Genomic DNA, 22,415 nt, shown 5'->3' with positions numbered 1-22,415 from the left:
GCCCGTATGCCGCCATGCCGTGTGCTGGAATCGGCGCTTACGGTCAACCTGTCGGCGGTGCAGCTTGCGCATGCCGACCTGCCACTGCTTGTGGGCACGATACTGAAGGAGACGGGACTGGCGCCCGAACGGCTTGAGCTCGAGCTGACGGAATCGACCATCTTTGCGAATCGCGCGCGCTCGCTGGAGATTCTCCGGGAAATCAAGGCAATGGGTGTGGGTATCGCGCTTGATGATTTCGGAACAGGCTATTCGTCGCTGGATACGCTGCGCGCCTTTCCGTTCGACAAGATCAAGCTGGACGGTTCGTTTGTGAAGGAGATCGATTCAGACCCGCAGGCGATTGCGATCATCCGCGCAGTGCTGGCGCTGGGCAAGAGTCTTGGCGTACCTGTATTGGCCGAAGGCATCGAGACACCCGACCAGCTCCAGATTATCTCGGGAGAAGGCTGTAACGAGATCCAGGGTTTTCTGTTTGGGCGGCCAGTTCCGCTGAACCAGCTCGTGTCGAGTGGGCAGATCCGCCTGATCGGGAATACGACAAACAAGTCATCATGAGCGATGGGCACACAAAAATATGCGGGCTTTTGTCCGTGTCGCAGTAGGTGTTGTCTACTGTCTCACGATGCCGTGACGACCGGCCGTGATGCCGTGCACGCCGGAGCCAAAGCGAAGGTCCGGCAGTTTCGCTGCGGCCCAGCGGAAATACTCGTTGAACTCGCGGCGCAGCACGTGCGGGAAGTTCGCGTTTATGAAGCTGTAGAGCCGGCCTTTTTCGCGCAGGAATTCGAGGAACGAGTAAGGATTCGTTGGGTCCACCAGGCTCACCAGATCCTTCAGGTAGGCGACCTGCAACTGCGCGTCTGGAAATAACAATCCAGGGTGCCAGACAAATTCGTCTTTCCGGTCGAGGAAAATGCTTTCGATATTCACGCAAGGCTGAAGCAGCGCAGCCAGACTCAAATTGGCGGGGCCGATGCCAATCCCGACCACTTGATACTTATCTTTGTCTGCTAACATGTCCTTATACCCGAATAGTTTGAACACGGTCGTGCGGAATCGAGTTACGAATCCACCGACGAGCCCATAAAAAATTAATCGGAAATTAAACAAGTGAATCGCCAACAAAGCCGAAAAATATACTCAATCACATGGCGCGACACCATCAATAAAAGCTGGAATTAATGGTGATTATTTGAAATCCATATGGCAAATATGGCTAAAATGAAACAATTAATTAAATTATGACCTCCTGATTCGAAAATTCTTTCAGGGAACTCCGACATGCTGCCAATTTGCTGACATGCGCGTGTTGCGGGGTATCGATGCAAAACGTTAGGCATCGCAGGGAAAACGTCAGATGTCGACGCGCAACTCGCTTTCTCCGTGCCGCAGTGCATGTTCGTCCACGCCAAGTAGCGTCCTGAAGCCGCTCCATCCTTCGGGCGTGATATGTACAGCGCGCGAACGTTCCTGGCGTCTCAGCCAGCCCTTCGAATACAGAAGATTCAGGAAATCTCGGCCGAGCGGGCCAGCCAGATGGTTCCTTCTTTCCGTTGAGTCAAGGCACTGCCGTGCGAGGTTACCGCCGCTCTCGTCGGCGCTTTTCAGATTTATACCGAGCCGGCTGAACCAGGTGTAACCCTCGGACGTGACGTCGAACCGCTTGTCCTGCGCCGCGATGATCAGCTCCTGCTCCTGCTCCTGCATCGCTTGGGTGACAACCACGCCGAGTCGGCCGGCCAGGTGATCAAAACAGCAGCGTGCGAAACGGAGTTCCTGCACAGTACGGCTCGGCCGCTTCGGCACCGCAGCCTCCACCGGCCGCACGGCTGCGAGGTTCTCGAGCACAGCGGCGACCTCGCTGCTGCCAAGCCGGTAGTAGCGGTGACGGCCCACCACTTCGACAGCAAGCAGCCCGCCGTTGAGCAACTTGCTCAGATGAGAACTCGCCGTCTGCGCGGTGATGCCTGCTACATGCGCGAGTTCGCCAGCTGGACGTGCCTGTCCGTCCAGGAGAAACATCAACATGGTTGCCCGCGCAGAATCGGCAATCAGGAAGGCAACGGTAGCGACATTGTGGTCTTGGCACATAGCCATTCTCCGGGTTCTTCAACGGAGATGGTAGCGAACTGAATGCAATGATGTTTCGATCCGTATCGAAACATCTGAAAAATCTTGCCGCTAGACTGGGAACGTTCGTTCCATTAACGCGCAGATTACCGGTCGTAATTTTTCCTTGAAGGCATACAACCATGGTCACAAACACTGATTCCGCGATTCTCCACATTTACGAGCAATGGCATACGACGATTGCAAACAAAAACCTCGAAGGGTTAATGGCGCTATACGCAGAAGACGCCATTCTCGAGACGCCGTTAATCGTAGTGACATTGCCCCATAAAGGGGACGGAATTTTGCTTGGCAAACCCGCGATTCGCGAATTTTTCGATGCCGGACCCCGCAAGCTGCAGAACAGTCTTGGTCGCTGGTACCGGACCGGTACGTTCTTCTCGAATGGCCAACAGCTCATCTGGGAATATCCTCGTGAGACGCCAGAAGGAGATCAGGTTGACCTTGTTGAAGAGATGGACGTCAAGGATGGACTCATTTCGCATCACCGGGTCTACTGGGGATGGGTCGGGTTCAAGTCCCTGGTAGCTGCGGCGAATGCCATACCCTCGGTTGGTGCGGGCGCAGGGACGGACGCGGATTAAACATGGCCGAGCTCACATCCCCCCGCAGCGCGGCACATCGCGTCCTCGCTGCGACCAGTGTCAGCTACACGGTGGTCCTGCTGGACGCGTCGATCGTCAACGTCGCACTCGAACAGATTGGGTACACGTTCGGGAGCAACATCGCAGGGCTACAGTGGGTGATCAACGCGTATACACTGACTTTCGCAAGTCTGCTAATGACGGGTGGCACGCTCGGCGACCGGCTCGGTTCTCGCGACGTCTATCTTGCGGGGCTTGCCGTTTTTACTCTCGCATCGGCGCTCTGTGGGCTCACGCCTAGCCTGCCGATGCTGACGTTCGCGCGCGCTTTGCAGGGCGTCGGTAGCGCGATGCTCGTCCCATGTTCACTTGCGCTGATCAACCACGCATACCCGGTACCTTCTGAACGAGCTGCGGCAGTCAGCGTCTGGATGGGTTGCGGTGGAGTCGCGATGGCGTCGGGCCCCCTCGTTGGAGGACTGCTGATTCATCTGGTCGGCTGGCGCAGCATCTTCTTCGTGAACGTGCCCATCGGTCTCGTCGGATTGTGGCTGACGCTGTCGGTTGACCGCACGGCTTCGTCGCGCACACAGTACTTCGATCTGCCTGGGCAGATCGCCGCGATCGTCGCGCTCGGTACGCTGATCGGCGTGCTAATTGAAGGGCCGGTACTCGGTTGGCAGTCGGTGCCAATTCTAGCGAGCATCGCAACGAGCTGCATAGCGTGGATCGCCTTCTTCGTGATCGAGGCGTCGACGGCTACACCGATGCTGCCGATACAGTTCTTCCGCAATGAGCTGTTTTCGGGGTCAACGTTTGTCTCGATGGCATCGGCTTTCGTCTTCTACGGGATGCTGTTCACGTTCAGCCTCTACTACCAACAGGTTCGTGACTATTCCGCGCTCTTCACCGGGCTCGCGTTCCTGCCAATGACGGGAATGGTCGCGCTGGGCGGGCTGCTGTCGAGCCGGCTCGTAAAACTGCTCGGAAGCCGGCAGTCGATGTGCATCGCGTTCGGCCTCTATGCAGCCGGTGCTCTCGGGATGATGCGGTCGAGCGCGAGTTCACCCTACTGGATCGCGATCGTACCGATGCTCGCGATCGGTCTGGCGTCCGGTTTCATCTCACCGGCCGCGACGTCGCCCGCCCTCGGCACCGTCGAGAAAAATCGCGCGGGCATCGCAGCAGCGGTGCTGAACTCGGCGCGACAGAGCGGGGCAGCACTGGGTGTGGCGATCTTCGGCACGTTCATCTCCACGCTGTATCCGTTCCAGCGTGCAATGAGCCTGATTCTTGGCGTGGTGATTGCGCTGTCGCTCGTGGCGGCGATTGTCTGGTGGGTAACTTCGCATGCGGCGACAGCCAACGTGCCGCGCGCCACGTGCCCCTCCGGTAGAGGGGCTGACGATCGCCCCCGGTGCTGATCTGACGTCGGTCGGAAAAAGTAGAGGCCAACGTTTCGTACCATCGTGAAACGTAGGCATCGATGAATCGAATTCCCAAGGCGGTCTACACGAGCGAATTTCGTGAGCAGGCAGTCAAGCTGGCGCTCAGTGAAGGTGTCGGTATTTCGGAGGCGGCACGGCGGCTGTCGGTTCCTCTCAAGACGTTGGCGAACTGGGTCCGTTCGGATAAAGCGGGCGAGCTGCGGGAGGTCGGCAAGGAGCAGAAGCCGCAGACTGAGCTTGAAGCCGAGCTGGCACGCGTCCAGCGGGAACTTGGAAGTGAAGATGGAGCGCGATCTGTTAAAAAATTCGCGACGTACTTCGCGAGGGAGTCGCGGTGAGGTACGGCGTGATTGAACAGATGCGACAGGACTACCCGGTGCCACCGATGTGCCGAATGCTGGGGGTTTCGGTCACCGGCTATTACGCCTGGCGCAAACACTCGCCCCCGAAATAGGCGAGGCAGGAGGCCCGGCTCGAAGCGGAAATTCTCGCGGCCCATCAACGCACGCGCGAAAGCTTTGGCCCCGAGCGCCCGCAGAAACATCTTGAGCGGCATGGTGTTCATGTGGGCGTAGTCGGATAAAGCGGTTGCGCAGGAAACTGGGCCTGCGGTGCAGCCAGAAGCGCAAGTTCAAGGCCACCACCAATTCAAGGCACGATTTGCCCGTCGCACCGAACCTGCTGCAGCAGGACTTCGCCGTCTCGGCGCCCGATCAGGCCTGGTGTGGCGATATCACGTACATCGCGACCGACGAAGGATGGTTGTATCTTGCCGGCCTGAAGGATTTGTCCAGTGGTGAAATCGTTGGCTATGCGATGAGTGAACGCATGACGAAGGACCTGGTGATGCAGGCACTGTTTCGCGCCGTCTCGAACCAACGTCCGAAGCCCAGCCTGATTCAGCACACCGATCGCGCCTCGCGATATTGTTCAGCGGCTTACGAGGAAATCGTCAGGCAGTTCGGGATGCGCGCGTCGATGAGCTGCCGCGGCAACTGCTACGATAACGCGCCGATCGGATCGTTCTGGGGTTCTCTGAAGAACGAGCTGATCTACCATCGGCGATTCGCTACACGCGAGCAGGCCAGACTCGCTATCGACGAATACATCGAAATGTTTTACAACCGGCAGCACACGCAGGCCCGTCTGGATTACCTGTCGCCTGCCGCATTTACGCAGCGATTCTCTCTGGATCGTACCGCTGCTTGACGCGTTGGCCTCCGCCGATTCCGACCGACCTCAGACCTCGCTATGAAGCGCACGCCATCGGTGGCTCAGCCCTCACGCTTACCTCCCGTCCGGGTGCCAAGCTCGGCGCTGGTGCGAGCCATGCACCGTCACGCGCTGGTCTTTGCTGGCGATTCGTGGCAAGGCATGTGGGCGCCGCAGCCGTTCACGTACGCGCGCGGGCACACAACCGTAGTCGTGACCCTGACCGATCCCGATGCGCACAGGGCGGCTCTCAGCGCCGCACAGTGCGCTTATCGACGGTACACTGATGATGCCCTGAACCCGGAGATTATCGATGTCCAGTTCATCCGGCTCCATGTCTGCCACAGCGGAAGTGACCCATGCGGCCGTGCTCGACGCGCTACGCCAGATCCGGCTGCGTCAGTTCGTGCGTGGGCGGCACGCGCCGCTGCTCGACCGGCTGCACGCGCTGGGCCTGATCGTGTGGACCCCGCAGCCCCTGCGGAACTCGCAGCAGCAACTCACGGCACACGACCAGGTTCCGCTGGTGCCGGAGGAAATCGCAGAGCTAACGGATGCAGGAGAGGCTACCGCCGAGTGGCTGACAGTCCTCAGCGGGAGCGCGGAGTGGGGCGCACTTGCACAGCGCACGTTGCGCTGACGGCGGGACGTACCGTGTGCCGGTGGCCATGTCCGCGCATCACTGCGGGTATACCGTCATTTCCATGCTGCACGGAAATATATCTCCATATGAAAGGGGGCATCAGGTGCCGCGGAGCATGGTGCCGCGACACGATCGGGCACCACACTGGCAGCGGTAAATGTCGCGCGCCTTGCGACGATCAGAACGCGGCAGTTCGAGCGAATAATCGATGAAAAGCTCCTCGCCGGGTTTGATTGTCCGGGTGGCCTCAATGAAGACCCGTCCGGACTCCTCGACGGCTTCACAGTTCGCGTCGCACGCATGATTCAGCCACCTTGCACTGTTTCCGCCGCGGCCGCCGTCGATCACGCGACCGTCGGAAAGACCGAACAGGAACGTGTGCTCTTCGTGCGCTCGCGCAGAGCAATGGTCGGCCGCTTCGCGCCAGGTCGTCACGAGCCCGCGGTACTCCAGGAGCCGCTCGCCCGCGGCCAGGGAGCGCAGCGCAAATACCCCTTTACCGTGTATCGGGGAGCGTCGGATGGCAACTCGTCTCATGCTTTGGTTGAGGTAGGTGACGTCGTGGGAGCTGGCCCTTCGCCGCCGGGATGGCGATCGGGACACGCAGGGGAAGCGCCCCCGGACGGCTTTGCAACTGAAGGCGGTGTGGAGGCTGCTGCAGCCTTGAGCCGGTCGAGATAATCACTGGCGCGGGCGATGACTGCCAGGCGGACCGTGGCGAGCAGCCGGTCGTACTCGTTGATGACCGCTGTCAGACAGTCTACCAGTTCGGGGGAGCGGTCAGGCCATTGCCCCGTCTGTTCAAATCCGCGCAACAGGTTTCCAAGCCCGTGCTCGGCTTCTTCGATAACCCGTTGCGCAAGATCACCGTGCCCGTTCTCCACGATGAACCCGGTGACCAGGCAGACCTGCGCGAGCTGGTTCACCAGCGGGCGATCGGCCTCTCCGTGGCGAACCCGCTCGAGCGCCAGTCGCGCGCGCAGTACGAGGTCGGATGCTCGCTGGCGCGGCATCGGAAGCAGTAGCGCTCTGGAGCGCGGTGTTACATGGCGGCCTGGTTTTCTGCTCGGCATGAGGTGGTTGGGTGGTCAGTCTGACGATAGCGTTGGCGTCCAGTTGAGGCGCCATGTGGGGGCATGGCCCGCGCTTGCAAGGCAAGCGGCCCGGCTGGGCCGTCTGCCGGTTCGCGCGCGCGAGGCATGATATGGCTAGGTGCCTGCCTTGCCGCCACCCCGTTTGCGGCCGCTGCACATGGCGCATGCGCTCAACGACGCCGCGACTGATTGCGGCGCAATGCGGTGCGTCCGGGCCGGCGTCGGACGCTCTGGTGCAGGCCAGGGACGTATGCACCGTCCCTGGCTTTTCCCCGTTCGGCCCGGGATACGGCCTCGTTGCGTGCCCGCGACGCAAGCTCGCCTTCAAGGACACCGACACGATGCCGCTGGTGCGAGACGTCCTGCAGCACGCGCTCGACTTCGGCGCGCAGTGACGCCTCGGTTTGCGCGCTGTGAGCGCGGAAGTCGTCAAACGCCCGCTGAACCGTGGCGGCCGCCGTGCGGGCGCGATCAATCTCGAGCAGGGCGCGCCGGGCCGCGTCTTCGTAGCGCGTGGCGGCCAGCCGGGCCTGCTCCCGGCTGGCCGCAAGCTCGGCCGCGAAATCCGTTCGGGCCCGGTCGAGCGCGTCGTCGCGCGCGCGGATTTCCCCGCGCAGGGCGGACACGTCCTGCTCGAGCGTTTTTCTGACTTCGAGTGCGACCGCCAGACGGCTGTCGAGCGTGCGGACTTCGGCCCGCACCTCGCCGAGCTGCGACTCAAGGCGCGCAATCTCGGCCTGCCTGCGCAGAACCTCTTCACGGGCCTCCAGCACCTCGGTCTGCGCCTGCGCGCGATCGGCGCGAATCTGCGCGCGCTCGAGCTCCAGGTCCGCATCGGCGTCGGCGACGGCATGCTCCCACAATTTCCCGACCATGTCGGCCGCGAATTCGACCAGCTCGGGCCGCAGGTCCGCGCGATCGATGCGGATGCGCGCCCTGGCCTGAATTTCCTGCCAGAACTCCCTGAGCACGGCGCCGGGGGTGCCCATGGTGCCTTTCCTGACCAACTGGTAGAGCCCGTTAGCCGTCGGCGTGATGCCGAACCGCAAAAAGAGCAGGCGGCACACCTGACGGTAGATCTCGCGGGTGTCGTTGAGCTCGGACTTGATCCGTTCGACCTCGCGGGCGATTTCCTGCTGCTGCACGATGGAGTCAGGGGTCATGGGTAACTCGCGGGCGTCCTGGGCAAACGGGTGGCCCGGATGCGGCTGGCCGGGATATGAAAGTATAGAATACAACGTAATATGTTGTGAATGCAACTCATCGTCACAATTAATTCACATTACGCACATTATGGGGAATTGACAATGAATGAGGGTCTGGCACAATGAACGGACCATCCAACGGCTTGAAAACCGCCCGCGAGGCCCCGCATGCGTACCCAGCTCCCGGCCCGGCTCGAGGCCGCCATCCAGATCCGCGCCGGCGCCCCCGGCGGCCCTGGCTACAACCGGGCCGACCCGCATCGCTGCCAGGTCCGCGCCGAGACCGATCTCGACGCGATCGCGCTGTGGCTCGCGAACTACCAGGACAGCCCGGCAACCTGCGCGAGCTACCGCAAGGAAGCCGACCGGCTCCTGCTCTGGGCGCTCGCCGATGCGCTCGAGGGGCCGGAGGCCATCCGGCAGGACGACCTGCGCGCGTTCCGGGTGTTCCTGGCCGATCCGCAGCGCAGCGATCCGATCTGGGCCCTGATCGCGCAGCTCAAACCCTTGGCCTCGCTCACGCACGAGGACCTGACGCGCTACCGCGGGTTCCTCGCGGATCCCCAGCCCGCCGGTACATGGATTACCGGAGGTGGCGCGCGCTTTCCGACCAGCGATCCCCGCTGGCGACCGTTCGCCGCCCGGCTGGAAGCGGCCAGCGTCAGGCAGGCCATGGTCATCCTCGACAGCCTGTTCGGCTGGCTCGTCGACGCGGGCTGGCTGCGAGCGAACCCGCTCAGCCTGCTGCGCCAGCGGCGGCGGCGGCCCTCACAGCGCGTGACGCGCTATCTGCCCGCCATCATGTGGCAGCACGTCAAGGACTACGTTGCGGCCATGCCAGAAGACGGGCCCCTGGCGCAGCGCGACAAGGCGCGTGCGCGCTGGCTGATCACCCTCTTCTATCTGATGGGCATGCGGCTGTCGGAGGTCGCCGCGGGCACGATGGGCAATTTCACGCGCGACCTGGCCGCAGACGGCACGAGGCGCTGGTGGCTGGAGGTGATTGGCAAGGGCCTCAAGCATCGCCGTATTCCAGTCTCGGACGAGCTGCTCGCCGAGCTGATGCGGTACCGCCAGATGCACGGTCTCGAACCCCTGCCCTTGCAGCACGAGCTTATTCCCCTGCTCCTGCCGTATCGCCGGCGCAGGGGCAATGTCTCAGGCGAAGGCGTCGACAGAAAGACTGTGCACAACGCGATCAAGGCTATCTTTACAAAGGCTGCAGACTGGACTGAAGCTTTGGGCGGCGAACATGTCGAGCACGCCGCGCATATCCGGGAGGCGTCCGCTCACTGGCTGCGGCACACCGCGGCGTCACACATGCTCGACAGCGAGATCGACCTGCGCACCGTTCGCGATAACCTCGGGCACGATTCGATCAACACGACGAACCGGTACGTTCACGAAGAGGACGACCAGCGTCACGATGAAACCACCCGGGCTCACCGGATGAAGTGGCGTTAGCGATCGCCACTTTGTTCACGCACGGGCCGCGCCTTGCTTCCCGGCCCCGAAGCGAACAGAGGTGTGCAGATCTGTTCGTCAGAGCTCGCCTGAACGGCGAGCTGTTTCACGGGAATTTGGGCGGGGCTGCACAACCCCCGCCTAAATTCAACGATCCCCGTGAACGGGGATACGTCATCGTCACGTCCAATCGTGTGGTTCAGGATTGGAGCGCCTACCTTGGCGATAACACGATGAGCACGACGATCCTCGATCGCCTCATGCATCACTGCCACCAGCTCGAGTTCAACGGCCGCAGCTACCGGCTCAAGGAAGCAGCCGAGGCTCTTGCACAGAAAACGGAACAGCGATGGCTTTGGCCACGATCGCCGGCGGCTGCATCGCATACTGCGACGGCACCTGGGCGCTGTTTTGGACAGTATTCATGCCCCCCGTCATTGTCTTCCAGGCATTCGCCGAATGCCCGGTGGCATCACCATTTATCTTGGTCGCCTGCGTTGCGGGCATTGCCGCGATCGCGAAATGCCCCCATAAGGCCCGGCATTCGGGTGGCACTCGCCGGGATCGTGCTCTGCGCGGGCGCAAGCTGGATCGTGACCGGGTTCGTGAGCGATTTCGCACACACGTCGTGCGGCTTGATGTAGCCGTATCGCCAGAAAACTCCCGTGTCACCTCTCCAGAGCGAGCGAATCCCAGCGACCGGCGGCGGCAGCTTCGGCGAGCATGCCCACCGTGATCGGCACGCGATGCAGTGCATCCCGCTTTTTCCGCGAAAGGCGTGTGACGATCGAGAGAATGAGCCCCGAGCCTTCATTCACGAAGTAGCGATCGAAGCTGAAGTCACCAACTTCAACCCTGAACACATCGAAGAATTTCTCCATGAACGCCTCCGCCTCCACGCCGGTCAAGTCGAGGTCGTCCTCCAGTCGGGTCGCGGCGGTGATCTGCCTGCGCGTGCCAACGCCTGTTCGCGCACGCACGAACTCCTCGACCGCGTCGAATTCCTGATCGCTTGTCAAAATATCTTGTCCTCCTGCTTCACCAGCCGGTTGTAGTGAATCACGCTTTTATAGCTGATGGTCGCGGCATCGTACGTGAGCATTACCTCGCCCACGACTGGCACCGCGCGGCCGACGAACACGCCGAGATTGTTCGTGAAGAGGATCTTCAGCTTGCTCGCGCTTTTGAGCGTCAGCCTCGGCAGAATCCGGGCCTTGATTTCAAAGTCGAGGTGCCGGCGCGCAACGCGGGACGCGATCGACGTGCCTTTCGTTGTGCCGCCAGGCTTGCGGCGCGTGGGCAGCAACGGCCAGCCCACGATGATCGCGGCCACGTCGACCAGATCGTCGACGCCCAGCTGCTTCGACGCCTCGTCCAGAAACACGAGGAAAAATAGCTCTGAAGGAGACAGATTCCTGTGAATGCCGTAGTCGTAAACGTTGCCACTCATATTCGCTCCGATTATTCGTCGGAGGAATATAACAAACGGGTGACTTGTGGCATCCTGACGTGCTCAGCCAGCGGAAGTCCGCCCGGCGGCCGGAGCTGGTGAAGGATCTCGCAGCTAACGGAGAGGACGATGCTCGACGACACAGACATTCAGGAGCTTGCCCGGAAACACGGCGTTTCAGGCGATCCCGCGTCCATTGTCGCGCTGGCTCGCGCAGTAGAGCATTTGACGGTCGGGGCGATTGTCGCGCGAGCCGCGATCGCCTTCGCAAACCCTCAGGCGATCATGCTGGATGCGTCGAAGGCCGTAGACCAGTTCGCGGGACCGCTCTGGGGACGTTATCAAACGTTTCTAAAAGTGCGATAATTATATTTATGTAAATTGATAGCGCAATGCAACGCACGCGGGCTTCATTCTTCCGTCTGACTTGTTTGCTTATCAGGAATCGGATCGAGACGAGACTGATCAGCGCTCTCAATCTGTCGCGCGACGCGGCGATGAATTACTCCATGACGATCGCAATGACGGTAGCAATCGCCGGCGACAGGCTCACGTTCCCGGATGTCGGGTTTTCAGCCGTCCGATGAAGCCGCATCACCTCGACGCGCTTGACCGGGGCTCCGTCGCTATCGTCGAATTCAAGAACTATTGTGCATTACATGGCAGCTCCTGTTTCGTGGCTCAGGAGACGATATCCTCTTTTTCACCGGCTTCTCGGGCTTTTTAACGGCTTCCCTCAACAGCTATCCTTTGAGTTGTGCCATCAGACCTGCAATCTCGCCCATGCCCCAACGCTCCACGATCAATCCGTTGCTGATCCTGAAGATGTCGCAGGACGAGAACCTCACGCGTTTTCCAGTGGGTGGTACGTTCATGCAAAGCGCTTTATGGGTTCCTTCGTAGAGGAAGCTCGCTGCACAACTGTCGATTGTGAGCAGCGACTTCTCGACGGTTACCTTGAGATCAGGCATGCCGACGAGTCGCGAGCGGTATAAGCCAATCGCCACTTCCTTAGCCTTCGTTCCGAGGGGCGGTCGCGCATTTGCGGCACTGAACTGATGGTTCATGTAATCTGGCGAAAACAACGCCGCAAATGCATCGATGTCGTGTGCGGTAAGGATACTTGCGAAAAGCGCCGGAATATCAGCCGCGCCTTGAGCGGACACAATGGCCGCGGGTGCGGTTGCCGCAACCGCAGACACTTTCAAGCCCGTGGCGATCCAGTCCCTTCTATTCACTTGTGCTCTCCTAGACGTGTCAGACTAGAGCTTCGCCGTTGCCGGCATCGTCTCGTGAAATCTATGCGCGAAAGTAAAACGCATCTCAGTGCTCGAGAACGCCGCGCCTCTCACGTCGCGGGCCATCCTTTTGCTGCGGCGACGATCAAAAAATCCACTAGCCGCCGCGCAGCGACGGACACCGGACGGTCGCGCCGAGATAGGATCGCAAACTCTCGCACTACCTGCGGTTCGGAGATTGGCAACATGACAAGGCCAAAGGTCGTTGCCAGTCGATGGGCATGCATTGGCGCTAGTGTAACCCCGCGTCCCGCCTGCACCATCGCGAACGCCGTTAACAAGTGCGAGACCTCGTACTCTGCATGAAGATTCTGCGCCTCGACGCCCAAGTCCAAGCGCGCCCGTGAGGTAAATTCGCGACTAGTAATGAGCGGATAGTGACCGACGAAGTCCTTCCACTTGACGCGTTTGCTGCGCACCACGGGTTCGTCTGGCAGACAAACCAGGTGAAGAATATCCCGCATAAGCGGCTTTCGCTCCAAGTTCTCCCCCACGCTGCGATCCGGCGAAATCCCCAGGTCGGCGTCTCCTGTCAGCACTCTAAAGGGCACATCGGCTAAGGCGTCATCGGTGACATTGACGTCAAGCATCGGGTTTTGCCTGAGAAACTCCGATATTGCCGGGACGAGAACTGTGCAAAGCGTCAGTTGCGGCGCTGACATCGAAATAACCTCTTTCCCAGCTCGGCTTAACGCGTGAGCGCTTTGTCGGGCACGTTCGAACGCGAGTACCGAGCTCTCCGCTGCGTCATAGAACTTTGTTCCGGCCGCGGTCAGTTTCACCGATCGTGTAGTGCGATCCAGCAAACGCACGTCGAGTTCCCGCTCGAGATCCTTGACCAGCACGCTTAGAGCCGATTGAGTGAGATGCAGACGCTTGGCTGCTTCGGTGAAACTGGAAAGTCTCGCAACGGTTACAAACGCGCGCAATTGCCCTATCGTAAGATTCATTCCCTTTTCCTATAAATGCCGCGCAAGATTTCAATTGTGTGGCCGGGACCGATGCTTAACAATACTTCAACGTACCCGAAGCGGCGATGCGCGAGGGACGAGAACGTTCGTCGACCAGTACCTCCGGTTCAACTTGTATGCGCTTCCGCAGCTCATTTTAGGCGAATAACACGGAGGAATAGTTTCGCAAGATAAAGTTTTTTGGAAATAGATTAATACGCCAACGTTTTTAAAAAGCACGTATCACCAAACGTGGCTGAAGACCGCTGTTAATGCTTCGAATAAGACTTAGTTGCAGCATCAGGAGACAAGACAATGAAGTGGATTCCCAATCACAAGCCCACACTCAGACGGTTTCTTCCGACCCACGGTCGTGCCGCGGGCGCTGCAGATGAGTGGAGGGCCCGCTGCTCAGGAGAACAGCCATGAGCAGCGGCGCAAAACACACGGCCACCTTGGTCGACATCGGCGGCGTGCTTGACGACGGGCCGTTCTCGACGATGCAAAAGATTGCTGTTTTCATGGTGGCCACGGCGATCGTCATGGATGGTTTCGACGGACAGCTAATCGGATTTGCGATTCCGTCGTTGATCAAGGAGTGGGGCATCACGCGCGGCGCGTTCGCACCGGCTGTGGCGGCTGGCCTGCTCGGCATGGCCGTGGGCAGCGTCTGCGCTGGTCTATTGGCCGACCGCTTCGGGCGGCGGATGGCGGTCATCGTGAGTGTCTTCATATTCGGCGCCACCACCTGCACAATCGGATTCGCACCCAACGTTGTCACAATCTCGGCATTGCGTTTCATCGCCGGCCTGGGCATCGGGGGCGCCTTACCGAGTTCAACGACCGTGACCGCGGAATTTACGCCCGCGCGTCGGCGCACACTAGCAGTCACCGCGACCACCGTTTGCTATCCGCTGGGGGGCATAATCGCCGGGCTGTTTGCAAGCGCTGTGCTTCCTGTATATGGCTGGCGCGGGCTGTTCTGGATCGGCGGCTTGCTCCCGATGGGCTTGAGCGTGCTGCTGTTTCTGATGTTGCCCGAGTCTCCGCGCTACCTCGCGCGCCACCGCGAGCGCTGGCCTGAACTGCGCAAGTTGCTCGGGCGCATGGCGCGACCGACGTCTCCGGACACGGTGTTTGTCGATGCCAGCGAACAGGCGGCCGAGAAACGTGCCGGTTTTGGTTCGTTGTTCGAGTCCGGCCGTCTTCGCGACACCCTGGCAATCTGGACGGCGTTCTTTATGTGCCTGCTCGCGGTCTACAGTGCCTTTAGCTGGCTGCCGACAATGCTCGCTGGGGAAGGCCTGCCTCCAGCCGTTGCTGCCTCGGGATTGACAGCGTACAACTTTGGCGGTGTCGTCGGTGCGCTTATGTGTGCCGTGGTCATTGCACGCTTCGGCTCCCGTTGGCCGCTGGCGTTTTGCTGTGCGGGGGCTGCGGGCAGCGCGTTCATGCTGCAAGGTGTCAATGTCGCGCAGCACACTGGGTGGCTGATTTTCGGGATAGGCCTTCATGGTCTGTTCGTCAACGCTGTGCAGTCGACGATGTATGCACTATGCGCCTATGTCTACCCAACGATCGTGCGAGCAACCGGCACCGCGTCGGCGCTTGCGTTTGGTCGGTTGGGTGCGATCCTCAGTTCCTTCGCCGGTGCAGCTGTGATCACGGCCGGCGGAGGCTCGGCCTTCTTCATAATGCTTGGCTTAGCCATGTCCTGCGCGTTTGTCGCGTTGATGGCCGTCGGGCGCCACAGTCCCAAGGTGGCCGCGAACACTGCAGTGCGAGCGACCGCTGCGGCTTCTTCACACTGATCCGAATCTGTGGCGGCGCTACGACCGCCTTCGCCGCCGATGTGGAGTGACTTACATGTACAGTCCTGTCCGCCGTGGTACCGTCTACGGCACGTTGCTTAATCACCGCGACGCACTCGCGGCACTGGGAGACGCCGTCAACGTGGCGCCCTACAGGGCACCGCCGAAGGCGCCGATCCTCTATATCAAACCACGCAACACCTGGCTCGAGCCTGGCGAGGCCATTGTCGTTCCCGACGGCGTCAGCGAGCTTGAGATCGGCGCAACGCTCGGCCTCGTAATCGAGCGAACCGCGTGTCACGTCGCGGAGAGCGATGCCTTGTCGTTCGTTGCCGGGTACGTGATCGTAAACGACGTGAGCATTCCTCACCCCTCCTACTATCGACCATCGTTAAGATTCAAAGCGCGCGACACCTTCTGCCCTATCGGTCCGCTCGTGCAGCGCGACGCAGTGGGCTCACCCGATGCGCTCGACATCTCGGTCGCGATCGACGGCGAGACTGTGCACCGCTCCAGCACCGCTGGTCTGATCCGGCCGGCGGCGCGGCTGCTCGCCGAGATCAGCGAATTCATGACGCTTATGCCGGGTGATGTACTTTCGGTGGGCGTTGCGGCCAATGCGCCGCGGGCGCGGGCTGGGCAACGCGTGGGCATCGCGATCAATGGGCTGGGGTGTCTTGAGAATCCGCTGATCGCCGAAAGGGGGATCGCATGAAACGAATCGCACGCGTCGCCTTCGGCGGTGCCCTCCACCATGCGGTCGAACATGCCGATGGTGTGCAACTTGCAGACGGCCGAATCCTGGCCGAATCGCAGGTCGTGTGGCTGCCTCCGTTCGAAGTCGGTACCATCATCGCCCTCGGCATCAATTACGCGGACCACGCGAAGGAACTCGCTAAGGAACTTACGATCGGCGCCAAGGACGAGCCGCTTGCCTTCCTCAAGGGGCCTAATACACTCATCGGTCACCGCGGCTTCACGCGCCGGCCCGCGGATGCGAGCTTCATGCACTACGAGTGCGAACTTGCAGTCGTCATCGGCAGAACGGCGAAGAACGTGCTTCGCGCTGACGCGCTTGGCCATGTGGCCGGCTACTGCGTTGCCAACGACTATGCGATCCGCGATTACCTGGAAAACTACTACCGCCCGAATCTGCGCGTGAAGAACCGCGACACCTGTACCGTGCTCGGTCCGTGGCTCGTCTCTGCCGCTGACGTACCAGACCCGCACGGGCTCGACTTGCGGACGCTGGTCAACGGCAAACTCACGCAGAGCGGCAACACCCGCGATCTGATCAACGACGTGCCTGCATTGATCGAATACTTAAGCGGCTTTATGACGCTCGCACCTGGCGACGTGATCCTCACCGGCACACCCGAAGGCGTAATCGACGTAAGAGCCGGAGACGAAGTAATCACCGAGATCGACGGTATCGGCCGCTTGGTCAACACCATCGTCGACGACGCCGTGTTCGGCCGCTGAAAACCTGAATAGGAGTAAACCATGCGAATACAGCACCTGATCGACGGCAGGGCCGTTGAAGGCCGCGACTATTTCGAGACCACCAACCCGGCCACGCAAGAGGTGTTGGCGGAAGTGGCCTCGGGCAGTGCTGCCGAGATCAACGCGGCGGTGGCCGCAGCGAAAGAGGCGTTCCCAAAGTGGGCCGCGCTACCCGCTGCCGAGCGGGCGAAGATGATGAACAAGCTCGGTGATCTGATCGTTAAGCATGTGCCTGAACTCTCCGAGCTGGAGACACGCGATGCGGGCCAGGTGATCGCACAGACGCGGAAGAATTTAGTACCGCGCGCAGCCGACAATTTCTATTACTTTGCCGAGATGTGCACGCGGGTCGATGGTCACACGTACCCGACGCCGACGCACCTGAACTACACGCTGTTCCACCCGGTCGGGGCCTGTGCCCTGATTTCACCTTGGAATGTGCCGTTCATGACCGGCACCTGGAAGATCGCCCCCTGTCTGGCCTTCGGCAACACGGCTGTGCTAAAGATGAGCGAGCTTTCGCCGCTTTCTATCTCGCGTTTCGGTGAGCTCGCCACCGAAGCCGGCCTGCCCAAGGGCGTGCTCAACATCGTGCACGGTTTCGGCAAGGAGACCGGCGAGCCGCTGTGCGCCCACCCGGATGTACGCGCGATCTCGTTCACCGGCTCGACCGCAACCGGCCAGCGAATCATGCAGACCGCCGGGCTCAAGAAGTTCAGCATGGAGCTCGGCGGCAAGAGTCCGTTCGTGGTTTTCGAAGACGCCGACCTCGATCGGGCGCTCGACGCGGCTATCTTTATGATCTTCTCCAATAACGGCGAGCGTTGCACCGCAGGTTCACGCATTCTGGTGCAAAAGAGCATCTACGCGGAGTTCGCCAAGCGCTTTGCCGATCGCGCCAAACGAGTTACGGTTGGCGACCCGATGGACGACAAGACTGTCGTCGGCCCGATGATCAGCCAGGGCCACCTCGCCAAGGTGCGCAGTTACATCGAACTCGGCCCCAAAGAGGGAGCAACCCTTCTGACGGGCGGTCTCGATGCCCCCGATCTGCCCGACGCGATGAAGAACGGCAACTTCGTTCGCCCGACGGTGTTCGCCGACGTCCGCAATGACATGCGCATCGCTCAGGAAGAAATCTTCGGGCCAGTCGCCTGCCTGATCCCGTTCGCCGACGAAGCCGATGCGATCCGGCAAGCCAACGATATTCAGTACGGGCTGTCGAGCTACGTGTGGAGCGAGAACCTCGGCCGGGCGCACCGCGTGGCGGCAGCCATCGAGGCCGGCATGTGTTTCGTCAATAGCCAGAACGTTCGCGATCTGCGCCAGCCCTTCGGTGGAACCAAGGCCTCGGGCACAGGGCGTGAAGGTGGCACCTGGAGTTACGAAGTGTTCCTCGAGCCGAAGAACGTATGCGTGTCTCTCGGATCGCATCACATCCCCCAGTGGGGCACATAAGCAAGCATTGAATCGGCCTCATCCGGAAAGCGTTTCACGCAAACAGAAAGGAGACCCTGATGGGCACACTCGCGTTGGCTGCAAAAATTACCCATGTGCCGTCGATGTACCTGTCGGAGTTGGATGGTCCACACAAAGGCTGCCGGCAGGCGGCCATCGATGGACACAAGGAGATCGGTCGGCGTTGCCGCGAACTCGGCGTGGACACCATCGTCGTGTTCGACGTGCATTGGCTCGTCAACTCCGAGTACCACATCAACTGCGCCGAGCACTTCGAAGGTGTATACACCAGCAACGAACTGCCGCACTTCATCAAGAACCTTCCGTATGCCTATTCTGGTAACACCAAACTTGGAGACTTGATTGCCGAGGTCGCCAACGAAATGGGCGTGAAAAGCCGCGCTCACAGTGACACGACGCTAGAACTCGAATACGGCACCTTGGTGCCAATGCGCTACATGAATGCCGACCAGCACTTCAGGGTTATATGCGTTTCTGCATGCTGCGAGTGGCATGACCTGGGCGAAAGTGAGAAGTTCGGCTTGGCCATACGCAAGGCGATTGAGGAGCGCTACGACGGGACGGTAGCTGTGTTCGCGAGCGGTTCGCTGTCACACCATTTCGCCCCGAATGGCCGCGCGCCAGAATTTATGGACAATGTGTACGACGAGTTCCTGGAGCAGACCGACCGCAACGTTGTCGAGTTGTGGAAGCGCGGCGAGTGGAAGGCCTTCATGCAGATGCTGCCGATGTACAGCGACAAGTGCTGGGGCGAAGGCGGCATGCACGACACCGCAATGCTTCTAGGCGTGCTCGGCGGCGAGCGCTACGACCAAGGCGTGGAGATTATCACGCCCTACTTTGGCAGCTCCGGCACCGGGCAGATCAACGCGATCTTCCCGATCACGCCGCTTGCAAATTGAAACTGTAGAACCATCATGCCTCATCTCGTCATCCTCTACAACAGTAGTCTCGACCGCCACGTCGACATGAGTGCGCTGTGCCGCCAGTTGGCCGACACCATGCTTGCGCAACGGGACGAGTTCGACCAACCGCTGTTCCCACCTGGTGGCACACGCGTGTTCGCGTACCCGGCGCCGCATTTCGCGATCGGCGACGGCGGCATAGCCGGGCGCGTCGCGAATGGCATCGGCGAGTACAACTTCGCCTACCTGAACCTACGCATGGGGCGCGGCCGCAGCGAAGCGGTTCAGCAGCGCGTTGGACAAGACTTGAAGGCCACGGCTCGCGCCCACTTTGAGCCGCTACTGGCAACGTATTACGTAGGCGTGACCCTTCAGATCGATGTGGGCGCCGAGGTGTTCGATGCCAAGTTAAGCAACATCCACCCGCTTTTCAACAGGGGCTGACTCATGCTGCCGCAAGCCACGATTGCCGAATTGGCCCGCGAGCTCTACGAAGCACGCAAGAGCCGCACTCAAGTACGTCACTTCTCGAAGCGCTTCCCGCAGATGACGATCGAAGACGGCTACGCGATTCAGCGCGCCTGGGTCGCGCTTGAGATCCAGGATGGCCGCACGATCAAAGGCCGCAAAATTGGCCTGACCTCGCGCGCGATGCAACAGGCGAGCCAGATCACCGAGCCGGACTTTGCGCCGCTGATGGACGACATGTTCTTCGCGCAGGGAGTCGACATTGACTCAAGTCGGTTCATCGTGCCACGCGTCGAAGTAGAACTTGCGTTCATCCTTGGCAAGCCGCTCAGAGGGCCGGGCGTCACGATGTTCGACGTGCTGTCGGCCACCGAATATGTGACGCCCGCGATTGAAATTATCGACTCGCGCATCGAGCAGTTCGACCGCGACACCAAGGACATGCGCAAGGTCTTTGATACCATCAGCGACTTCGCCGCGAATGCCGGCATTGTCCTTGGCGGCCGACCAGTGAAGCCGACCGAAGTCGACTTGCGCTGGATCGGCGCGCTGCTTTACAAAAATGGTGTGATCGAAGAGACCGGTCTGGCTGCCGCCGTGCTTAATCACCCGGCCACAGGCGTGGCGTGGCTGGCTAACAAGATTGCACCCTATGACGAACAACTCAATGTTGGCGACGTGGTGCTTGCCGGCTCGTTCACGCGACCGACGCCGGCAAAGGCCGGCGACAACTTCCACGTCGACTATGGCGCGCTCGGTTCGGTAGCGTTTCGCTTCGTTTGAAGGCGCTTTATGCAAATTCCCCAAAACATGTTTAAGCAGGCCCTCAAAGCCGGGCGCCAACAGATCGGCCTGTGGGTTGGCCTCGCCGATCCCTATGCAATTGAGGCGATGGCGGGTGCCGGTTTTGACTGGCTGCTCATCGACGGCGAGCATGCGCCGAACGATCTGCGCACCGTGCTCGGCCAACTCCAAGCGGTCGCGCCGTACCCGACGCACGCGATCGTCCGACCCGTGATCGGCGACGTGCCTCTGATCAAACAGCTGCTCGACGTGGGCGCGCAGACGCTGCTCGTCCCCGTTGTCGAGACGGCCGAACAGGCAGCAGTGCTTGTCGCGGCTACACGCTACCCGCCGCACGGCATTCGTGGAGTCGGCTCGGCGCTGGCGCGCTCGTCGCGCTGGAACCAAGTTACGGACTATCTGAATGACGCCGATGCGCAAATGTGCGTGCTCTTACAGGTCGAGACAATGAAAGGCGTCGCGAACCTAGCCGCGATAGCCGGCACCGAGGGGGTCGACGGGGTGTTTTTCGGCCCGGCGGACCTGTCGGCCTCGATGGGCATGCTCGGCCAACCCGGGCACCCCGATGTACAGAGGGCGATTCTCGACGGCATCGCGGTCGTGCGCAAGGCCGGCAAGGCGCCGGGCGTGCTTGCACCTGACCCGAAATTGGCCCGGCAGTACCTCGATGCCGGTGCCTTGTTCGTCGCCGTCGGCGTCGACACCAGCTTGCTGACCCGCGCTTGCCGCGACCTCGCGCAGTTGTACAAGCGCACAGACATAGTGTCCGCAGCGCCGGCAAGCGGATCCAGCGCGTACTAAGGATGACTAGGGCACGATCGAGTCGTCCCCTACTCAACCAATCGACATCGACCTCCCGCGCAATTTGAGGTCTGTTGTGCTCAGACGGAAGAGGCGGCAAAGCTGCCAAATATGACTGGGTCGACCGAGAAGGGAATGCAATCAGCGGTAAAGACTCCAGCCAAGCAATGCATCATTGAATTCTATTGATAGTTTTACTCACTCTATTTCATAAGGAATCCGATACATGCAAAACGAGCGAGGTCGGATTAATGCGATATTTCATGTATTCACACATTTTTGACGCGACGAACTTATCAACCGCGTGACAGAGGGTGTTCGAAATGAAGATCAAGGCAGCCGTTCTGCAGGCGATGGGCGCGACTTCGCCGTACGCCGTTTCCCAGCCGTTGCACATCGAGGAAATCGATCTTGCGCCGCCCGGCCCGGACGAGGTGCTGATCAAGGTCGCAGCGGCAGGGCTTTGCCACTCCGACTTGTCCGTAGTCAACGGCGACCGGCCTCGCCCGATGCCGATGGCGCTCGGCCATGAAGCCGCTGGCATCGTGCAGGAGCCGGGGGCCGGAGTGACCGACCTTCAAGTTGGCGACCACGTCGTCGTAGTGTTCGTCCCCAGTTGCGGACACTGCGCACCGTGTGCGGAAGGACGACCCGCACTGTGCGAGCCGGGTGCCGCAGTAAACGGAGCCGGCACCTTGCTCTCCGGAGCACGCCGTTTGAGCCGCGACGGCGAAGTCGTCAATCATCACCTCGGATGCTCAGTGTTCGCCGAGTACCCGACAGTATCGCGTCGCTCCGTTATTAAGATCGATCCAAGTGTCCCGCTCGACGAGGCGGCGCTGTTTGGATGCGCGGTTCTCACAGGCGTGGGTGCCGTCGTCAACACGGCGCAGGTTCGAGTCGGCGCATCCGTTGCCGTCATCGGTCTGGGCGGTGTCGGACTGGCCGCGCTCATAGGGGCCCATGCGGCAGGCGCCCGGCAAATCATCGCGGTCGATCTGTCAGGCGACAAGTTGGAGCAGGCCAAGAGCCTCGGGGGGATGCGGACATTTTCTTGGACTGGGTTACGTCGTTAATCCCAAGCTTTCACGGTATTCGATGGGGCTGAGATAGCCAAGGGAGCCCTTGATCCGTTTCTCGTTGTACCAACGAATGTAGGCGTT

25 protein-coding genes and 3 pseudogenes are annotated in these 22,415 nt (G+C 60.7%); 18 read left to right on the top strand and 10 right to left on the bottom strand.

Annotated elements, in window-relative coordinates:
- Positions 1-21: 21 nt before the first annotated feature.
- Positions 22-558 (top strand): EAL domain-containing protein, encoded by a 537-nt coding sequence (locus G3N97_RS12785; protein WP_346778063.1) that lies wholly within the window; start codon positions 22-24, stop codon positions 556-558.
- Between the two features lie 54 nt (positions 559-612).
- Here G3N97_RS12785 and G3N97_RS12780 read toward each other — a convergent pair whose 3' ends face one another.
- Together G3N97_RS12780 and G3N97_RS12775 are read right to left on the bottom strand one after the other, a co-directional pair.
- On the bottom strand, positions 613-1,020 hold the full coding sequence (locus G3N97_RS12780) for a SidA/IucD/PvdA family monooxygenase (RefSeq protein WP_205993537.1): 408 nt from the start codon (positions 1,018-1,020) through the stop codon (positions 613-615).
- Positions 1,021-1,356: 336 nt separating this feature from the next.
- Positions 1,357-2,094: a winged helix-turn-helix domain-containing protein gene (locus G3N97_RS12775; RefSeq protein WP_205993536.1), complete on the bottom strand. Its 738-nt coding sequence runs from the start codon at positions 2,092-2,094 to the stop codon at positions 1,357-1,359.
- Positions 2,095-2,255: 161 nt separating this feature from the next.
- Between G3N97_RS12775 and G3N97_RS12770 the strand changes: the two genes are divergently transcribed.
- From G3N97_RS12770 to G3N97_RS12755, 4 genes and pseudogenes are all read left to right on the top strand, one after another.
- Complete coding sequence (locus G3N97_RS12770) at positions 2,256-2,717, top strand: nuclear transport factor 2 family protein (protein ID WP_205993535.1); 462 nt, start codon at positions 2,256-2,258, stop codon at positions 2,715-2,717.
- 2 nt (positions 2,718-2,719) lie between these two features.
- The gene (locus tag G3N97_RS12765) at positions 2,720-4,141 is read left to right on the top strand and encodes an MFS transporter (RefSeq protein WP_205993534.1); all 1,422 of its coding nucleotides are present in this window, start codon (positions 2,720-2,722) and stop codon (positions 4,139-4,141) included.
- A 62-nt stretch (positions 4,142-4,203) separates the two neighbouring features.
- Positions 4,204-5,374 (top strand): annotated as a pseudogene (locus G3N97_RS12760) (IS3 family transposase).
- 316 nt (positions 5,375-5,690) lie between these two features.
- Entirely contained in the window at positions 5,691-6,017 is a 327-nt protein-coding gene (locus G3N97_RS12755; RefSeq protein ID WP_205993533.1) for a hypothetical protein, read from the top strand.
- Positions 6,018-6,119: 102 nt separating this feature from the next.
- Here the strand turns inward: G3N97_RS12755 and G3N97_RS12750 are convergent, their stop codons facing one another.
- On the bottom strand, positions 6,120-6,557 hold the full coding sequence (locus tag G3N97_RS12750) for an SET domain-containing protein-lysine N-methyltransferase (protein ID WP_205993532.1): 438 nt from the start codon (positions 6,555-6,557) through the stop codon (positions 6,120-6,122).
- 251 nt (positions 6,558-6,808) lie between these two features.
- Here G3N97_RS12750 and G3N97_RS12745 point away from each other — a divergent pair, with 251 nt between their 5' ends.
- Complete coding sequence (locus G3N97_RS12745; protein WP_205993531.1) at positions 6,809-7,045, top strand: hypothetical protein; 237 nt, start codon at positions 6,809-6,811, stop codon at positions 7,043-7,045.
- A 239-nt stretch (positions 7,046-7,284) separates the two neighbouring features.
- On the opposite strand, the gene G3N97_RS12740 is transcribed toward G3N97_RS12745, so the two are convergent.
- Positions 7,285-8,277, bottom strand: a complete 993-nt coding sequence (locus tag G3N97_RS12740; protein WP_205993530.1) for a DNA-binding protein — start codon at positions 8,275-8,277, stop codon at positions 7,285-7,287.
- A gap of 210 nt (positions 8,278-8,487) precedes the next feature.
- Here G3N97_RS12740 and G3N97_RS12735 point away from each other — a divergent pair, with 210 nt between their 5' ends.
- The gene (locus tag G3N97_RS12735; protein ID WP_205993529.1) at positions 8,488-9,783 is read left to right on the top strand and encodes a site-specific integrase; all 1,296 of its coding nucleotides are present in this window, start codon (positions 8,488-8,490) and stop codon (positions 9,781-9,783) included.
- A gap of 173 nt (positions 9,784-9,956) precedes the next feature.
- Positions 9,957-10,124 (top strand): annotated as a pseudogene (locus G3N97_RS12730) (ATP-binding protein); the annotation flags it as partial.
- Here the strand turns inward: G3N97_RS12730 and G3N97_RS12725 are convergent.
- The 3 genes from G3N97_RS12725 to G3N97_RS12715 form a co-directional block, all read right to left on the bottom strand.
- On the bottom strand, positions 10,090-10,290 hold the full coding sequence (locus tag G3N97_RS12725; RefSeq protein ID WP_205993552.1) for a hypothetical protein: 201 nt from the start codon (positions 10,288-10,290) through the stop codon (positions 10,090-10,092). The pseudogene G3N97_RS12730 and the gene G3N97_RS12725 overlap by 35 nt on opposite strands.
- Before the next feature lie 161 nt (positions 10,291-10,451).
- Positions 10,452-10,802, bottom strand: a complete 351-nt coding sequence (locus G3N97_RS12720; RefSeq protein ID WP_205993528.1) for a DUF1493 family protein — start codon at positions 10,800-10,802, stop codon at positions 10,452-10,454.
- Positions 10,799-11,233 carry an STM2901 family protein gene (locus G3N97_RS12715; RefSeq protein WP_205993527.1) on the bottom strand — a complete coding sequence of 145 codons (435 nt, stop codon included), beginning with the start codon at positions 11,231-11,233 and terminating at the stop codon, positions 10,799-10,801. Before G3N97_RS12715 ends, G3N97_RS12720 begins: the two co-directional genes overlap by 4 nt.
- Positions 11,234-11,362: 129 nt before the next feature.
- Here G3N97_RS12715 and G3N97_RS12710 point away from each other — a divergent pair, with 129 nt between their 5' ends.
- Positions 11,363-11,599 carry a hypothetical protein gene (locus G3N97_RS12710; RefSeq protein ID WP_205993526.1) on the top strand — a complete coding sequence of 79 codons (237 nt, stop codon included), beginning with the start codon at positions 11,363-11,365 and terminating at the stop codon, positions 11,597-11,599.
- A 377-nt stretch (positions 11,600-11,976) separates the two neighbouring features.
- On the opposite strand, the gene G3N97_RS12705 is transcribed toward G3N97_RS12710, so the two are convergent.
- The gene (locus tag G3N97_RS12705) at positions 11,977-12,471 is read right to left on the bottom strand and encodes an ester cyclase (protein WP_205993525.1); all 495 of its coding nucleotides are present in this window, start codon (positions 12,469-12,471) and stop codon (positions 11,977-11,979) included.
- 110 nt (positions 12,472-12,581) lie between these two features.
- Positions 12,582-13,481 carry a LysR family transcriptional regulator gene (locus G3N97_RS12700; RefSeq protein ID WP_205993524.1) on the bottom strand — a complete coding sequence of 300 codons (900 nt, stop codon included), beginning with the start codon at positions 13,479-13,481 and terminating at the stop codon, positions 12,582-12,584.
- 425 nt (positions 13,482-13,906) lie between these two features.
- On the opposite strand from G3N97_RS12700, the gene G3N97_RS12695 reads away from it, so the two are divergent.
- The 9 genes and pseudogenes from G3N97_RS12695 to G3N97_RS12655 form a co-directional block, all read left to right on the top strand.
- Positions 13,907-15,292: an MFS transporter gene (locus G3N97_RS12695; RefSeq protein ID WP_205993523.1), complete on the top strand. Its 1,386-nt coding sequence runs from the start codon at positions 13,907-13,909 to the stop codon at positions 15,290-15,292.
- A gap of 55 nt (positions 15,293-15,347) precedes the next feature.
- Entirely contained in the window at positions 15,348-16,007 is a 660-nt protein-coding gene (locus G3N97_RS12690; RefSeq protein ID WP_205993522.1) for a fumarylacetoacetate hydrolase family protein, read from the top strand.
- Positions 16,004-16,774 carry a fumarylacetoacetate hydrolase family protein gene (locus G3N97_RS12685; protein ID WP_205993521.1) on the top strand — a complete coding sequence of 257 codons (771 nt, stop codon included), beginning with the start codon at positions 16,004-16,006 and terminating at the stop codon, positions 16,772-16,774. Before G3N97_RS12690 ends, G3N97_RS12685 begins: the two co-directional genes overlap by 4 nt.
- A gap of 21 nt (positions 16,775-16,795) precedes the next feature.
- Positions 16,796-18,253, top strand: coding sequence for a 5-carboxymethyl-2-hydroxymuconate semialdehyde dehydrogenase (gene hpaE, locus G3N97_RS12680; RefSeq protein ID WP_205993520.1), 1,458 nt, complete (start codon positions 16,796-16,798; stop codon positions 18,251-18,253).
- A 59-nt stretch (positions 18,254-18,312) separates the two neighbouring features.
- Positions 18,313-19,176, top strand: coding sequence for a 3,4-dihydroxyphenylacetate 2,3-dioxygenase (hpaD, locus tag G3N97_RS12675; RefSeq protein WP_205993519.1), 864 nt, complete (start codon positions 18,313-18,315; stop codon positions 19,174-19,176).
- Between the two features lie 15 nt (positions 19,177-19,191).
- Entirely contained in the window at positions 19,192-19,623 is a 432-nt protein-coding gene (locus G3N97_RS12670; RefSeq protein ID WP_205993518.1) for a 5-carboxymethyl-2-hydroxymuconate Delta-isomerase, read from the top strand.
- A gap of 3 nt (positions 19,624-19,626) precedes the next feature.
- Positions 19,627-20,430 (top strand): 2-oxo-hept-4-ene-1,7-dioate hydratase, encoded by an 804-nt coding sequence (gene hpaH / locus G3N97_RS12665; RefSeq protein ID WP_205993517.1) that lies wholly within the window; start codon positions 19,627-19,629, stop codon positions 20,428-20,430.
- Positions 20,431-20,439: 9 nt separating this feature from the next.
- The gene (gene hpaI, locus G3N97_RS12660; protein ID WP_205993516.1) at positions 20,440-21,252 is read left to right on the top strand and encodes a 4-hydroxy-2-oxoheptanedioate aldolase; all 813 of its coding nucleotides are present in this window, start codon (positions 20,440-20,442) and stop codon (positions 21,250-21,252) included.
- A gap of 323 nt (positions 21,253-21,575) precedes the next feature.
- Positions 21,576-22,289, top strand: a pseudogene (locus G3N97_RS12655) (alcohol dehydrogenase catalytic domain-containing protein); the annotation flags it as partial.
- A gap of 27 nt (positions 22,290-22,316) precedes the next feature.
- Here the strand turns inward: G3N97_RS12655 and G3N97_RS12650 are convergent.
- A partial coding sequence (locus tag G3N97_RS12650) for an IS3 family transposase (protein ID WP_205993551.1) occupies positions 22,317-22,415 on the bottom strand: 99 nt, incomplete at its 5' end.

The sequence above is a fragment of the Paraburkholderia sp. Ac-20347 genome (assembly GCF_017104805.1).
Classification (GTDB): domain Bacteria; phylum Pseudomonadota; class Gammaproteobacteria; order Burkholderiales; family Burkholderiaceae; genus Paraburkholderia; species Paraburkholderia tropica.
Note: the sequence above shows the minus strand (reverse complement) of the source record. Positions and strands in the feature narration are given on the sequence as shown.

Bases quoted from the DNA above. Each gene is read 5' to 3' on its own strand.
- G3N97_RS12780 (WP_205993537.1), bottom strand. From the start codon at position 1,020: ATGTTAGCAGACAAAGATAAGTATCAAGTGGTCGGGATTGGCATCGGC.
- G3N97_RS12775 (WP_205993536.1), bottom strand. From the start codon at position 2,094: ATGTGCCAAGACCACAATGTCGCTACCGTTGCCTTCCTGATTGCCGAT.
- G3N97_RS12770 (WP_205993535.1), top strand. From the start codon at position 2,256: ATGGTCACAAACACTGATTCCGCGATTCTCCACATTTACGAGCAATGG.
- G3N97_RS12765 (WP_205993534.1), top strand. From the start codon at position 2,720: ATGGCCGAGCTCACATCCCCCCGCAGCGCGGCACATCGCGTCCTCGCT.
- G3N97_RS12755 (WP_205993533.1), top strand. From the start codon at position 5,691: ATGTCCAGTTCATCCGGCTCCATGTCTGCCACAGCGGAAGTGACCCAT.
- G3N97_RS12750 (WP_205993532.1), bottom strand. From the start codon at position 6,557: ATGAGACGAGTTGCCATCCGACGCTCCCCGATACACGGTAAAGGGGTA.
- G3N97_RS12740 (WP_205993530.1), bottom strand. From the start codon at position 8,277: ATGACCCCTGACTCCATCGTGCAGCAGCAGGAAATCGCCCGCGAGGTC.
- G3N97_RS12735 (WP_205993529.1), top strand. From the start codon at position 8,488: ATGCGTACCCAGCTCCCGGCCCGGCTCGAGGCCGCCATCCAGATCCGC.
- G3N97_RS12725 (WP_205993552.1), bottom strand. From the start codon at position 10,290: ATGCCCGCAACGCAGGCGACCAAGATAAATGGTGATGCCACCGGGCAT.
- G3N97_RS12715 (WP_205993527.1), bottom strand. From the start codon at position 11,233: ATGAGTGGCAACGTTTACGACTACGGCATTCACAGGAATCTGTCTCCT.
- G3N97_RS12710 (WP_205993526.1), top strand. From the start codon at position 11,363: ATGCTCGACGACACAGACATTCAGGAGCTTGCCCGGAAACACGGCGTT.
- G3N97_RS12700 (WP_205993524.1), bottom strand. From the start codon at position 13,481: ATGAATCTTACGATAGGGCAATTGCGCGCGTTTGTAACCGTTGCGAGA.
- G3N97_RS12695 (WP_205993523.1), top strand. From the start codon at position 13,907: ATGAGCAGCGGCGCAAAACACACGGCCACCTTGGTCGACATCGGCGGC.
- G3N97_RS12690 (WP_205993522.1), top strand. From the start codon at position 15,348: ATGTACAGTCCTGTCCGCCGTGGTACCGTCTACGGCACGTTGCTTAAT.
- G3N97_RS12685 (WP_205993521.1), top strand. From the start codon at position 16,004: ATGAAACGAATCGCACGCGTCGCCTTCGGCGGTGCCCTCCACCATGCG.
- hpaE (WP_205993520.1), top strand. From the start codon at position 16,796: ATGCGAATACAGCACCTGATCGACGGCAGGGCCGTTGAAGGCCGCGAC.
- hpaD (WP_205993519.1), top strand. From the start codon at position 18,313: ATGGGCACACTCGCGTTGGCTGCAAAAATTACCCATGTGCCGTCGATG.
- G3N97_RS12670 (WP_205993518.1), top strand. From the start codon at position 19,192: ATGCCTCATCTCGTCATCCTCTACAACAGTAGTCTCGACCGCCACGTC.
- hpaH (WP_205993517.1), top strand. From the start codon at position 19,627: ATGCTGCCGCAAGCCACGATTGCCGAATTGGCCCGCGAGCTCTACGAA.
- hpaI (WP_205993516.1), top strand. From the start codon at position 20,440: ATGCAAATTCCCCAAAACATGTTTAAGCAGGCCCTCAAAGCCGGGCGC.